Annotated in this window: 10 protein-coding genes and 1 pseudogene; 4 read left to right on the top strand and 7 right to left on the bottom strand. The window is 54.2% G+C overall.

What is annotated here, in order from left to right; all coding sequences use genetic code 11:
• Positions 1 to 224 precede the first annotated feature (224 nt).
• A complete protein-coding gene (locus tag ACT3TF_RS00500; protein ID WP_444625100.1) occupies positions 225 to 1,019 on the bottom strand; it encodes an OmpA family protein in 795 nt (264 codons plus the stop codon).
• A gap of 748 nt (positions 1,020 to 1,767) precedes the next feature.
• Between ACT3TF_RS00500 and ACT3TF_RS00495 the strand changes: the two are divergent.
• Positions 1,768 to 2,033 (top strand): annotated as a pseudogene (locus tag ACT3TF_RS00495) (integrase core domain-containing protein); the annotation flags it as partial.
• Positions 2,034 to 2,067: 34 nt separating this feature from the next.
• Here the strand turns inward: ACT3TF_RS00495 and rluB are convergent.
• The 4 genes from rluB to ACT3TF_RS00475 all read right to left on the bottom strand — a co-directional run bounded on the left by rluB (position 2,068) and on the right by ACT3TF_RS00475 (position 6,570).
• Complete coding sequence (gene rluB / locus ACT3TF_RS00490; RefSeq protein ID WP_192536106.1) at positions 2,068 to 2,937, bottom strand: 23S rRNA pseudouridine(2605) synthase RluB; 870 nt, start codon at positions 2,935 to 2,937, stop codon at positions 2,068 to 2,070.
• Positions 2,924 to 3,739 (bottom strand): SMC-Scp complex subunit ScpB, encoded by an 816-nt coding sequence (gene scpB, locus ACT3TF_RS00485; protein ID WP_444625099.1) that lies wholly within the window; start codon positions 3,737 to 3,739, stop codon positions 2,924 to 2,926. Before scpB ends, rluB begins: the two co-directional genes overlap by 14 nt.
• Positions 3,736 to 4,692, bottom strand: a complete 957-nt coding sequence (locus ACT3TF_RS00480; RefSeq protein WP_444625098.1) for a segregation and condensation protein A — start codon at positions 4,690 to 4,692, stop codon at positions 3,736 to 3,738. The genes scpB and ACT3TF_RS00480 overlap by 4 nt, the downstream gene beginning before the upstream one ends.
• 99 nt (positions 4,693 to 4,791) lie before the next feature.
• A complete protein-coding gene (locus tag ACT3TF_RS00475) occupies positions 4,792 to 6,570 on the bottom strand; it encodes a DEAD/DEAH box helicase (RefSeq protein WP_444671373.1) in 1,779 nt (592 codons plus the stop codon).
• 119 nt (positions 6,571 to 6,689) lie between these two features.
• On the opposite strand from ACT3TF_RS00475, the gene ACT3TF_RS00470 reads away from it, so the two are divergent.
• Positions 6,690 to 6,929 carry a hypothetical protein gene (locus ACT3TF_RS00470; protein ID WP_444625097.1) on the top strand — a complete coding sequence of 80 codons (240 nt, stop codon included), beginning with the start codon at positions 6,690 to 6,692 and terminating at the stop codon, positions 6,927 to 6,929.
• Between the two features lie 152 nt (positions 6,930 to 7,081).
• On the opposite strand, the gene purL is transcribed toward ACT3TF_RS00470, so the two are convergent.
• On the bottom strand, positions 7,082 to 11,032 hold the full coding sequence (gene purL, locus ACT3TF_RS00465; protein WP_444625096.1) for a phosphoribosylformylglycinamidine synthase: 3,951 nt from the start codon (positions 11,030 to 11,032) through the stop codon (positions 7,082 to 7,084).
• A gap of 272 nt (positions 11,033 to 11,304) precedes the next feature.
• On the opposite strand from purL, the gene mltF reads away from it, so the two are divergent.
• A complete protein-coding gene (gene mltF, locus ACT3TF_RS00460) occupies positions 11,305 to 12,768 on the top strand; it encodes a membrane-bound lytic murein transglycosylase MltF (protein ID WP_441684186.1) in 1,464 nt (487 codons plus the stop codon).
• 7 nt (positions 12,769 to 12,775) lie between these two features.
• Here mltF and tadA read toward each other — a convergent pair whose 3' ends face one another.
• A complete protein-coding gene (gene tadA, locus ACT3TF_RS00455; RefSeq protein ID WP_441684185.1) occupies positions 12,776 to 13,243 on the bottom strand; it encodes a tRNA adenosine(34) deaminase TadA in 468 nt (155 codons plus the stop codon).
• A 129-nt stretch (positions 13,244 to 13,372) separates the two neighbouring features.
• On the opposite strand from tadA, the gene ACT3TF_RS00450 reads away from it, so the two are divergent.
• Complete coding sequence (locus tag ACT3TF_RS00450; protein WP_441684184.1) at positions 13,373 to 14,191, top strand: acyl-CoA thioesterase; 819 nt, start codon at positions 13,373 to 13,375, stop codon at positions 14,189 to 14,191.
• Positions 14,192 to 14,229: the final 38 nt, after the last annotated feature.

Here is a 14,229-nt window from a genome sequence, read left to right as displayed (position 1 = left end):
AGTTTTTAGTTTTAATGCCCTATGCTTTGATGCTCCCTTAGCATTTCTTTTAATGCTGTTAACACCTCCTTAAAAACTTATCGGACTAAACACAAGAAACATCTGCTCAACGATCGACTCAAATTACTCTTTTCGTACTCCTAAAACACTGTGACCCCAGTCACTATTAATAATCATGCAGCATAATTCGCCCGCTAACGACTTCAGGTTCTCACCGTTTTCCTTCAAGTATTTCTATTAAATAAAACTTCAACTCGACGATTAGGAGCTAAGCATTCTTTCAAACTAGCTCCTGCGAGATCTGGGCAACTGACAACCGAATCATTCTCACCACGGCCGATATAGATAACCTGCTCAGGATTGACTCCTCCCTGTACCAGCACATCGGCTACCGCTTGCGCGCGCTTCTCAGAAAGCCACATATTGTATTTTGCCGAGCCGATTTGGTCAGTATGGCCCGTCACTAGAACGGAGCGAGCCCCAAGCCTGGCCTGAGCATCCTGAACAGCCTGCTGAAGTTCCCTTCGGCCTTGTGAAAAAATGGCATAGCTATCAAACCCAAAGAGAAAATCTGCTGAGAAACTTATTACCTGAGGCTGAGCATGCTCAGAAAGCTCTGAAAACAGTCGGTTACACTGTGGTCGCCGCCACTCCGAAGACGCAAGCACTTGTTGCGCAAATGAAACTTGGTATTGACAAACAAGGTAGTCTTCATCATTCAAAGGTAAGTTGACGTTATATTGCCAACTATTATCTTGCTCGATAGCCAGTGAATCATTTGGGGTTCCAAGCAACTCTGTAACATCTTGCTTGGTAAGCTTGCCTGTACCATCTCCTACTCGTTGCAAGCTGGCGATGGGAACAGCAGCCCCATATCGTTGAAAGCGCTCATTTAAGCCAGATGCTGGCGCCTCTACATTCGTAAAACCATCAGCAACAACCGTGGTGGCAAGACCGATGCCTGCTACGGTTAACCCTGCAGCTGAAAATACAACTCCCCACTTTTTATGTTTCTTCATAGCCGTCCCCTAATTATTATTACCAAAAGCAACAGAAATAAAACCAATAATTACTGTTACTCACACTCCTATAGCACTTCGTCACGAAGAGCATTTATTATCGAACAATCAACCTCTTAGAAAAAATTAAATTAATTATTTAGAATAGCACTATCCCCTATAGAGCTCATTCAAATTAGATCATTTAAATGATAATCGCAATATTATATTTATCGACTAATGCGCCACAAATTCGGCGTCTTCTCTACTTTAGTAGCACTATACTTTAGAGTCAGGCCCTACTAGCCAGGAGAGCGGATATGAAGGCGCGTTGCAGCAAACTTGGCAACAGTGAAGCAAAAGGGGATTTCCGCCCCTGAAGGAGCTATGTCGTTAGTATGACTTCTCAGAATCGAATAATTACTTCTGGCACAGCAAGTTTGGTGGAATGAGCGTACCGGGGGCGACTTCAAGAACTTAAAGCCGAAAATATGTGATTACAGGGACTTCTTACCAAATTCCTGCTGGAGATGGAGATCCCCTACGTGGTGTTGAGAAACAGGTGGTGAACGCATCCTCACGCCGCGACGTGGTACGCTTCATGGCGTCACGTAGCATGAGTGAGCATTAAGCGCTACTCGTTATATGCATGAGTACTACCAGCCAATGCCAGGTCGCACCTGGACTACATGAACAAATCTTAGCTTTGGCTGCTATGGAGCTTGCATGATTTATCTGAGGCTGCGTCAGTGACCAAACCATGAACACGCCCAATCAAAACACCTGTATAGAATCGTTTAACGGACTCTTTCGTGACGAATGCCTGACTGAACGGTGCTCACCAGTTTGCATCACGCTAAAGCAGTTACCGAGGCGTGGCGCCGAGAATACAGCGAAGAAAGGCCTGAAAAAGGATTTGGTGGATTAACACCTTCAGCTTATGCCAAAAAGCTAGCTAGCAAAGTCGGCATAGTAAGTTCAGGCGCTACTGAAGAGCGAGTGACGTCAAGTAAGGTAATAAAAAATAGGCTGTAAATATCCATTTACAGCCCAAAACCGAGAAGACGTATTAGCGACGTTGCTGCTTACGCATTGTTTGTACCGGTTTGCGCTTATGCTTATCGCGATTCCAGCGGTTCTTCTCGTCCGGCGTTAACACGGGTACTTTACGGGTTTCCAAACCGGCTAAGGTGGACAAGTCATCTACCTCACCCTGAGTAAGCTCAATCCATTCGCCGGCTTTGGCGCGCTTATCGATAAAGATGTTGCCATAGCGCACACGCTTCAGACGGCTAACCGTCAGCGCCTGGGACTCCCACAAACGACGCACTTCGCGGTTACGCCCCTCAAGAATGACAACGTGGAACCAAGTGTTGATCCCCTCACCGCCAAACTCTTGTATATCGGTAAAGCGAGCGGGGCCATCTTCCAACATGACACCGTCGGCCATCGCCAGGATATGCTCGCGCTTCACCTCACCCATCACCCGGACCGCGTATTCGCGTTCTACCTGGGTGGAGGGATGCATCAGCCGGTTGGCTAGTTCGCCATCCGTCGTAAATAGCAGTAAACCGCTGGTGTTGATATCCAAGCGCCCAACCGCTACCCAACGCTCGCCTTTTAAGCGCGGCAAGCGGTCAAACACGGTACGTCGACCCTCAGGGTCTTTGCGAGTGCACAGCTCGCCTTCCGGCTTGTTGTACATGATCACTCGACGCGGCACTTCCTCTTCCGAGCGCAGCGTTACCGGTCGATCGTCAAAGCTGACATTATTGCGCGCGTCAACGCGATCCCCCAGCTTAGCCACCTTGCCATTCACTTTAACGCGGCCATCGGAAATCGCCGTTTCCATTTCACGCCGCGAGCCAAGGCCTGCACGGGCTAAAACTTTTTGCAGCTTTTCGCCGGTCGGGGGCGTCGTCGTATCATTCTGACTCATGGTCATCTGACCTCACATCGTTAGTCTGCGTGCGCGCGCTATCATCGTCGTTAACGCGTTGCGCACGTGCCGCGAGCCGGGCTTCAAGATCGGCAAAACTCAGCGGCTGGGTTAACGCCGTCTCGGCGTGTGTATCGGCTATTTCAGCCGTGGTGATCTCAGCAGTGGCTATTTCATCCACTTTGGGTGGCGCATCCTGCACCGTTTTAAGCGTCTCGTCTAGCCCTTCAGGAGCGACGTCAGAAGACTTTTCAGGCAGCTCGCTATCATCCCAATTAGCCAGGGTGTGCATCGGTGGCAACGCATCGAGTGTTTTCAAACCAAAATCATCTAAAAAGCTACGCGTGGTGGCGTAGACAGCCGGTCGCCCCGGCACGTCTCGGTGGCCAACCACTCGAATCCAACCGCGCTCCATCAAGGTCCGCATGATAGAACTACTCACGCTGACCCCGCGAATCTCTTCAATATCGCCTCGAGTAACCGGCTGGCGGTAGGCAATCAACGCCAGCGTTTCCAGCAAGGCCCGTGAATAGCGCTGAGGGCGCTCATCCCACAGCCGCGACACCCACTGCGACAAACGCGGACGAATACGCAGCTGATAACCCGAAACCGTTTCTAACAACTCCAGTGCGCCTTGTGAATGGCGATGTTGAAGCCGCTCGAGCACTTGACGAAACTCGCGCGGAGATGGGCATTCGCCGCTAACAAAAAGTGTTTGTAAACGCTCTAGCGGTAACGGCTCACCAGCGGCTAAAAGCGCCGCTTCTACTATCTCGTCTAGCCCGGTGGGCGCGTTACTCATGGTGGCTCCTCGTCAGATTCAAAGGCAGACTCTGAATAGACGCTGTCTTCTATAGCTATATCGCCCTCTTCAAAAGCGCTCTCCTCGCCATCAGCCAGGGCGGCAAGCCGAGCACGCACATGAATCGGCGAAAGCGGCGCATTCTGAACAATTTCAATCATGGCTTCTTTGGCTAGCTCCAAAATCGCCATAAAGGTCACCACCACGCCGGGGCGCCCTTCTTCCAGCGTAAATAGCGCTTCAAAGGGAGTATAGCGCTGGCTAGCAGCATCTTGGCTTAGCTGCGCCATAATCTTCAGCATTCGCTCGCGAGTAGACAATACCTCACGGCTAATCTGATGAGCCTGAACCAGCTCGGCACGCTTGAGAATATCGGACAGAGCACTTAGCAGCTCGTCCAACTCGACTTCAGGATGAATCACGCGAGCTTCCAGCGGCGGAAGGCCAGCCTGCACGCTGAACCAATCGCGGCCCATACGCGGCAGCGTATCTAGCGTTTCTGCGGCCTCTTTGAGGCGCTCATACTCCTGCAGGCGACGGATGAGCTCCGCGCGCGGATCTTCTTCGTCGTCACCTTCAGCTTTGGGCGGGCGCGGCAGCAGCGTGCGCGATTTAATCTCGGCCAGCATGGCGGCCATCAGTAGATACTCACCGGCCAGCTCGATCTCCATGGCCTTCATCAGCTCGACGTACTCAATGTACTGGTGGGTGATAGTCGCCACATTGATGGTCAGAATATCGAGATTCTGACGCCGAATGAGATAGAGCAACAAATCTAGCGGGCCTTCAAAGGTCTCTAAAAAGACCCGCAACGCTTCAGGAGGAATATACAGATCTTCCGGCAGCTGGGTGATCTGTTCATCAAACAGCCGCCCAAGCGAGGGCTCCGCTGGCTCAATAGGCGGTACATTAAGCTTGTCTACGTCTGCAGGTGCACTTGGCGTCTCGCTCACGCGGGTCGGGTCTCTTGAAAAAGGGGTATTAGCATCAACGCACAGTTTAGCAAAGTTGGCAGCATCCGCGTCACTCTATTAGAGGTAAAGGCAAGCGTATTAACCCGCATCGCTCGCTTTGCGATAACGACCGGCATAGTCAAACAGCTTCTCGCGCACCTGGAAATGGCGACCAACTTTGCGCCCGACGACAAAATCAGGATGGCGTAAGCGGTGCTGCTCAGTGACGACCTCATCAGCACTCACAGGCTGCCATTGATTGCCCGGCGCACGCAGGTGATAGCGCAGAAATGCGGCATAAAAAGCACGTCTCTGGGCCGTCGTTTCCAGCGCAAACCATTCGGCCAAATGGGCGCCATCTTCATCGTGATAAGTAACTTTTAAGCGCGGCAGTCCACGGCCGTTAGTCGTCGACTCCAACTGCATTCCGCTCACCCGCAGCACCTTGGCATCTTTCAGTTTTAGAGCATCTTTGAGTTTATCATCGGCATCCACCAAGAGCCTTTCACAGCTGTGGCAGCGCCGGGCAGCGATGTCATTTTCAGCACCGCACTCATCACAGACCTTAAAACGAAAACGAAATTCGCACTGGTGGCGCCCCCCCTCAGGATTATCAATAAGCCCTTGGCAGCGACGGCCAAAGTGCTCAATAACCACCTCGCCATCACGCTTACCCCAATATAGATTGGCATGACCACAGGCCGGGCACTCTACTTGAACAGGCTCGCTGTCACTGTCTGGTTTCGCCTCCCCCACCTCAGGAGCGAAAACATCCCAGGGATTGCCGGCATAATCCAGAATGAGACAATCTTCTTTGCCCGGCGACAAACGTAACCCCCTGCCCACCATCTGCTGATAGAGGCTAACCGATTCGGTCGGCCGCAAAATAGCGATCAGATCCACATGAGGCGCATCGAAACCCGTGGTAAGTACTGCCACGTTAACCAGGTATTTTAGCTCACGCGCTTTGAACGCATTGATTCGCGCAGCCCGGTCTTGAGAATGTGTGGCGCCAGTGATCAGCGCAGCCTCTAAGCGAGGCAAATAGCCCATAATTTCTTCTGCATGAGCCACTGTCGCTGCAAATATCATCACCCCTTGGCGGTCATGGGCGCGTTGAATCACTTCGTTAATAATACCGGGCGTTGCACGGCTGCCGGCAACGATCCTATTGAGGGCTTCTTCCGGAAAAATCCCGCTTGCTGACGGGCTGAGGGCTGAAAAGTCGTACCCTTCCACCGCCATATCCAGGCGTTTAGGCGCAGCAAGATAGCCTTGTTTTACCATCAGACGAAGCGGCTGCTCAAAGACGCAATCACGAAAAAAGCTGTCCTCACTGCCGCGCACCATGCCGTGATGATGGCGATAATAGATAAACCCCTGCCCCAACCGATACGGCGTGGCGGTTAGGCCAAGGATTTTAAGCTCAGCATTGTGCTGACGCAGATGTTCAATTACCTGACGGTAGCTTGCGTCCTCGTTGAGCGATACGCGATGGCTTTCGTCAATGACCAGCAGCGTAAAATTAGCGTCGCTAAAACGCTCCATGTTGCGCACCACCGACTGCACCGATCCAAACACCACCTGCCGATCAGCCTCTTTACGCTTTAATCCAGCGCTAAAAATAGCCGCTTTCAGGCCATAGGCTTGGTACTTGGCATGATTCTGCTCGACCAGTTCACGAACATGCGCAAGGACTAGCACCCGCCCCCGCGCCAGGCGAGCAAGCTCAGCAATCACCAGCGATTTGCCACTGCCGGTAGGCAGCACTAATAAGGCAGGATCGCTAGAGCTACGAAAGTGCACAACCACACGCCTAACGGCCTCTTGTTGATAAGGACGCAGCTGGGGCGTTGTTGAAGAATCAGGGTTCGACAAATTAATTAGTCCGCTAGTGAACTATTCCTACTTTCGTCCCATCTTATCATTGACGATACTTAATTCATGCTGGGCTTTGCCCGCCACTAAGCGAGCCCCTGAAACAAAGAGATTCTTCCATGACCGCCAACCATTTCAGCCCGGAATGCCCAGAATGTGATAGCCGACTAAAACGCCTGCCCGCAACACGACGTGACCAAACCCACGTCTACTGCATGGATTGTGGGCATGATTTTGGCCGCTATGAATACATGGTAGAGCGCTATCGTAACGAGCTTGAAACTCTTGAGGCTAAGCTTGGCCTGCCACCGGCGACAGCCGATGAAGCGCCGATTGCCGCTAACGAGCAGCCCTCTTAGCACGTTGCTGCAATTAGCTATTTCTTGAACGACTATTGCTGAACAGCTTTTTAAAACATCTTTTTCAAACAGCTTGTTAATTAACGTTACGTTTAACGCATAGCGGCGGCTCAAGGCCGCCGCTATGTTTGATGCCATAGGCTACTTAAACGTTAGCCAAGCCATACCCGCGCATTGCGGAACAAGCGCAGCCATGCGCCATCGTCTACCCATTCAGTCGGGCGCCAAGAGTTGGTGACCGCACGAGCAACGCGCTCAGGGTGCGGCATCATAATAGTCACCCGTCCATCAGGCGTGGTCAGGCCGGTAATCCCAGACGGTGAGCCGTTAGGGTTAGCCGGATAACGCGTCGTCGACTGGCCGTAATTGTCGATATAGCGCAGCGCGATTTGGCTGCTCGACTGCATACTGCGAAGGTGCGCGCTGTCACGGAACTCCGCACGCCCTTCCCCATGGGCCACGGCGATTGGAAGCTGCGAGCCCTCCATACCGGCCAGCAAAATCGAAGGGCTTTTCTCAACCCGCACCATCGATACACGCGCTTCAAACTGCTCAGACTCATTGCGCACAAAGGTTGGCCAATTTTCGGCACCAGGAATTAACGCTTTCAACTGCGAAAGCATCTGGCAGCCGTTGCACACACCAAGCGAGAAGCTATCGTCACGAGCAAAGAACGCCGCAAACTGCTCACGGGCACGCTCGTTAAACAGCACTGATTTTGCCCAGCCGCCCCCAGCGCCGAGAACATCGCCGTAAGAGAAGCCGCCACAGGCGACAAGCCCTTTGAACTCATCAAGCGAGACCCGCCCTTCAAGGATGTCACTCATGTGCACATCCACCGCATCGAACCCAGCTTTATCAAAGGCCCACGCCATCTCGACCTGACCATTAACGCCCTGCTCACGCAGCACGGCCATGGCGGGTTTGGCGGTATTTACAAACGGCGCACTAATGTCATCATTGATATCAAAGGTAGGCGTAGCAGAAAGCCCCGGATCACGGCTATCGAGCAGGTTATCGAATTCATTTTTGGCGCACTCAGGATTATCCCGTAGCGCCTGCATACGATAGCTGGTTTCCGCCCAGGTGCGCTGGGTAAGCTGGCGAGTAGTTTCCAGCAGCGGCTCTTCAAACAACGTCACGCGTACCTGATCATCGTAACGAGGGCGCGCAATGACGCCGCACGTTTCGATACCGGCAACAGCAAACTGCGCCAGCACTTCTTCCGTATGCTGACGATTGACCTGGATGACTGCCCCCAGCTCTTCAGAGAACAGCGCGTTCAGCGCCTCCACCGGCTCATCGATCATCCAGTCAAGCTTGATTTCAAGGCCCGCATGCGCCGCAAACGCCATTTCTAACAGCGTAACGATCAAGCCACCGTCGCTGCGATCGTGGTAAGCCAAGAGCTTACCGTCACGGTTGAGACCTTGAATGACTTCGAAAAACGCTTTGATATCTTCCGGGTCATCGACATCGGGGCAGTCATTGCCCACCTGACCATAAACCTGCGCCAAGGCAGAGCCACCTAGGCGGTTTTGGCCACCCCCCAAATCAATCAAAATTAAATCCGACTCATCTTGATCCAGATTGATCTGCGGCGTTAACGTCGCCAGCGCATTGGTGACAGGCGCAAAGCCCGTCACGACCAGCGCAAGCGGCGAGGTTACGCTGCGATCTTCGGCTTCGCCCTTCTCGTTCTCATGCTGCCAGGAAGTGCGCATGGACATAGAGTCCTTGCCTACGGGAATCGCAATGCCTAGCGCCGGGCACATCTCCATTCCCACCGCATAAACAGCGTCATAAAGCGCCTGATTTTCACCCGGATGGTCCGCAGCGCTCATCCAGTTAGCAGACAGCTTGATATCGCTGAGTTTAGCAATCGGCGCGGCCGCAAGGTTCGTAATTGCTTCAGCAACCGCCAAGCGGGCGCTGGCAGCAGGATTGATAAGCGCCACCGGCGGGCGCTCGCCCATCGCCATGGCTTCACCCACATGGCTATCAAAGCTTGCGGTGGTAACAGCCACATCGGCCACCGGCACTTGCCATGGGCCGACCATTTGATCGCGCGCCACTTGGCCGGTAATTGAGCGATCGCCAATGGTAATCAGGAAGTTTTTCGAAGCCACCGTGGGCAGGCGAAGCACGCGGTCTAACGCCTCACGCAGATCAAGATTATCCAGCATCATGCCCGAGAGCACGGGGTCATGGCGCTCAAATTCGCGCTGCATTTTAGGCGCTTTACCGAACAGCACGCTCATCGGCAAATCAACCGGTTTGCTGTCGAAGTGGCCATCGCGCACTTCAAGGTGGTGCGCTTCTAATGCCTCACCGACAACCGCATAAGGGCAGCGTTCGCGCTGGCAGAGCGCATCAAAGGTGTCCAGGTCCTCTGGCGCAACCGCGAGCACGTAGCGCTCCTGCGCTTCGTTACACCAAATTTCCAGCGGGCTCATACCCGGCTCGGCATTGGGCACCGCACGTAAATCAAAACGGCCACCGCGATTGCCGTCTTTTACCAATTCAGGCAGCGCATTAGATAACCCACCGGCGCCAACGTCATGAATAAAACGAATCGGGTTGTGGTCGCCTAGCGCCCAGCAACGGTCGATAACTTCCTGAGCACGGCGTTCGATCTCAGGGTTTTCGCGCTGCACGGAAGCAAAGTCAAGGTCGGCGCTGGAAACGCCCGAGGCCATGCTAGACGCAGCGCCCCCGCCCAAGCCAATCAGCATCGCAGGGCCGCCCATGACAATCAGCATACCGCCAACGGGAATATCGCCTTTCTGCACGTGATGCGCGCGAATGTTGCCGTAGCCACCGGCCAGCATAATCGGCTTATGGAAGCCGCGCCGTTCAATGCCGCCGTCGTTCAGCGACTCTTGCTCGTAGGTACGAAAATAACCGGTCAAGTTTGGCCGACCAAACTCATTGTTAAACGCCGCCCCGCCAATGGGACCTTCTAGCATGATATTAAGCGCCGACTGCATCCGCTCGGGCTTGCCGTAATCAAACGCCTCCCAGGGCTGAACGAACTCTGGAATTCGCAGGTTGGAAACGGTAAAGCCCGACAGACCGGCTTTAGGTTTTCCGCCGATGCCGGTGGCGCCTTCGTCACGAATCTCACCGCCCGAGCCCGTTGCCGCACCGGGAAAAGGCGCAATTGCCGTTGGGTGATTGTGCGTTTCCACTTTCATCAGGATATGAATCGGTTCCTGATGAGTGGCGTACAGCGCACGCTCTTGGTCAGCGCCCGTTAGCGGCGTTGCAAAGAACCGCCCCGCTTGGCTGCCTTTAATAACGGCGGCGTTGTCGCTATACGCTGAAAGGACGTTGTCTGGCGATGACGCAAACGTGTTCTTAATCATTTTGAACAGCGAATGGCTCTGCGGCTCGCCGTCGATGACCCAGTCTGCATTAAAAATTTTGTGACGGCAGTGCTCTGAGTTAGCTTGCGCAAACATCATAAGCTCAACGTCGCTGGGATTACGCCCCAGCTCATTGAAAGCATCCACCAGGTAATCGATTTCATCGTCAGCCAGCGCCAGCCCTAACGCTTGGTTAGCCGTCGCCAGCGCTTCGCGGCCGCCGTCTAAAATATCCACACTGCCCAGCGGCGCCGGGTCGTGCTGGGCAAAAAGCTGGGTCGCAGCAGCAGCATCGGCCAGCACGGTTTCCGTCATGCGGTCATGCAAAAGTGCCGCAATGGCGGCCATGCTGTCGCGGTCCGGCGAAGCGGTGAAGCTTACGCGATAATCAATGCCGCGCTCGATGCGGTTGATTTGGCGCAGCCCACAGTTGTGAGCAATATCGGTCGCTTTCGAGGACCAGGGCGACTGAGTGCCCAGTCGCGGCACCACTAAAAAGCGCTGGGCAGGTTCGGGAACTTCTACGCTTGAGTGAGTGCCATAGTCCAGCAGCTGCGTTAAGCGCTCAAGAGTGGCGTCATCCAGTTCGTCGTGACGGTCATTCGAATGAACATTGATAAAATGAACATAGTGGGCAGACAGCGCTTCCACCTCGGGAACACGTTCACGCAGCACCGTTAACAGCCGAGCATGACGGAAGGCAGAAAGGGCGGGCGCGCCTCGCAGTTCGAGCATATCCTGAAGCCTCTAGAGCAGGGAATTCGAGCAGGGAAATCACCGGGTCGCCATGGCGACCGTACTAATGTGGTGCCGGACAGCCACAGCAGGGGCATTGGAAAACCTAGATAGTGGTATCAAAAACCCCATATCGCGGCATCGAAAAACCTAAGTTGTGTCACCGGAAAACGCCTATGATACTGGAAACCAGCCGCCACACGAAATCAACAAGGTGACAGCATGAGTCTGGCTGGGTATCGTGGCCGCTTGTTCCATGCCGACAAGACGCCATGCTGACGTTGATTTGCCGACATTTCGTAACCCGTGCCAGCGCTTATTTTGCGTTAATCGCCATTATATTTTTGGTCATGGTTCCCACCCTGCCCAGGGTTCCTCCTGGCGAGCATTTGACGCAAATCACTGCCAAAGAATTTATTACCGCCCATACCCGTAATACCCCTACGACGTACTACGAAGGCCGCCAAGGGCCAACTGGCTTTGAGTATGAGCTGATGCACCGCTTCGCCGACTACCTAGGGGTAAGCCTTAACCTAAATGCAAGCCACCACCCGGAAAGCGTGCTGCCAGCCGTGCGTGAAAACGGCGATTTAGGCGCAGCGACACTGCCGCTATTTCCCAACACACCGGGTATTCACTACAGCCGCCCGATTATTCAAATGCAGCCGCTGGTGGTTTATCGACGTGGCCTAAATGGCATTAGAGAACCCGGCGACCTTGTTGGCTTGGAGCTAGGCACGCTCAGTGAAGCGGGCACTAGCGATGCGCTACGCGATCTGCAGCGCCGCTACCCGACGCTGAGCTGGAAAGAGTCCCATGAGCTAGAAGTCGCGGAACTGCTGGCACGCGTAGAGAACGGCACGCTGGATGCTGCGGTGATTTTTGAGCATCAGTTTCGTTTAAATAGGCTTTTTTTCCCCAATGTCGAGCGCGGCTTTACGCTGGGCGACCCGCTTTCTATGGCATGGGCCGTGCCGAGCGGGCGCGGGCTAGGCTTACTTGAAGCTGCTAATAGCTTCCTACAGGGTCTGCAAGAAGACGGCACGTTAGATAGGCTGATCAGCCGCTACTTTGGTCATGACGACTATTTAGAGTATGTCGGTACGCGCACGTTTCTCGACCATTTAGATTCTCGTCTACCACAGTACACCGCACTCTTTCAGCAGGCTGCTCAGGAGACGGAATTTGACTGGAAGCTGCTGGCCGCCGTTGGCTATCAGGAATCTCACTGGGACCGAGAAGCCGTCTCGCCGACGGGCGTAAAAGGCTTAATGATGCTCACCAACCCTACCGCCAGCGAGATGGGCGTAAGTGATCGCACCGACCCGGCACAAAGTATTGATGGCGGCGCCCGCTATCTGCGCAGCATTAAAGACCGCTTGCCGGAAAGCATTACCGGTGATGACCGCCTATTCATGGCCATGGCCGCCTACAATGTGGGCCTGGGTCACTTGTATGACGCTCGAAAAATTGTCGAAATGCGCGGCGGCAATTCTGATCGCTGGGACGATGTACGCGCCGCGCTGCCGCTTTTACAGCAGCGTGAATGGCACAGCCAAACGAGGCATGGCTACGCCCGCGGCGGCGAACCGGTTATCTACGTGCGCAACATTCGGCGTTACTACGAAATGATTCAATATGTAGAGCGTAGCCGGCAGCAGTTTTTCCAACTAGAACAAACGGTGGTGAATGATGACCCGCTGCTACTGTTTGAGCTCGTCCCACCGCTTGATTAACCGCCGTTCATTCGCTGGGCACTTCTCTTCGCGCGGCAAAAAAATGCTTCAACAGCTTTTGCGAGGCTGGCGCTAACACACCGCCAGACACCGCAATAGAATGGTTGAACCAAGGCTGCGCCAACAAGTTAGCTTTAGACTCCACCATGCCTGCCCGGGGCTCCGCGGCGCCATAAACCAGGCGGCTTAGGCGCGCATGAATCATGGCACCCGCGCACATCATGCAGGGCTCTAAGGTGACAAACAGCGTGCAACCTTCAAGGCGATAGTTACCCAACTGCTTGGCGGCCTCGCGCAGCGCTCGAACCTCAGCATGACCGCTAGGGTCGCAGCTAGCGATAGGCGCATTGTAGCCGACGCCGATAATCTCGCCCTGCGTATCCACCACCACTGCACCCACCGGCACTTCGCCTGCCGCGGCGGCTAGATGTGCTTGGTCAAGCGCTCGGTGCATGTAAAATTCATCGCTGCGCATAAAGCTAAACTCCGCTAAGGTAGCAAAACGTTCGTATGAAAGGCTTACCCACCGCAGCGGTAGCTCGCCATCATCGCCAGCATCATAGTCAGTTAGCACCACATTGAAATAGCATCAAGGATACCGAGAATGACAGACGCACTGAACAAACTTGTGGAGTTATTAGAGCTTGAGCCCCTTGAAGAAACGCTATTTCGCGGCCAGAGCCAAGACCTAGGCTTGCCGCAACTGTATGGCGGCCAAGTGCTGGGACAAGCGCTAGCAGCAGCGGCGCGTACGGTGCCAGACGAGCGCCGCCCGCACTCTCAGCACGGCTATTTTCTGCGCCCCGGCGACCCTCATCGCCCAGTTGTTTACCAGGTTGATACTATTCGCGACGGCGGCAGCTTTACGACGCGGCGAGTCACCGCCATACAGAAAGGGCGGCCGATTTTTTTCTGTAGCGCCTCATTTCAAAGCGAAGAAGCAAGCTTCAGCCATCAGCGCAACATGCCAAATGTACCGTCGCCCGAAACGCTGATTGCCAACGGCGAGGCTAAGCACGACCGTTTCCCAGGCCACCCGATTGAATTTTTGCACCTCCCCGGCAACCCCGACAACGCCACGCCGGTAGGTCAATGCCTTTGGTTTCGCCTAGCCGGCACGCTGCCAAACGACACAGCATTACATCGCCACTTACTGTCTTATGCCTCGGACTTTAACCTACTGACCACGAGCCTAGCGCCTCACGGCATCCAATTCAAAGACCCCAAACTGCGCATCGCCAGCCTCGACCACGCTCTGTGGCTACACCAGGACACCCGTTTAGACGACTGGCTGCTTTACGTCATCGACTCGCCATGGGCAGACGGGGCTCGCGCGCTAGCACGGGGGCATATTTACAGCCGCGATGGCCGCCTAATCGCCTCCACGGCTCAAGAAGGCCTAACGCGCTACTCGCCAAGCTAAATTGATACTGTTCAGAAACACTTACGCCCGCTGCGAGG

The organism is Halomonas sp. AOP25-F1-15, from assembly GCF_052378675.1.
Lineage (GTDB): Bacteria > Pseudomonadota > Gammaproteobacteria > Pseudomonadales > Halomonadaceae > Vreelandella > Vreelandella casei.
The sequence above is the reverse complement of the archived record's forward strand: the minus strand, read 5'-3'. Positions and strand labels throughout refer to the sequence as shown.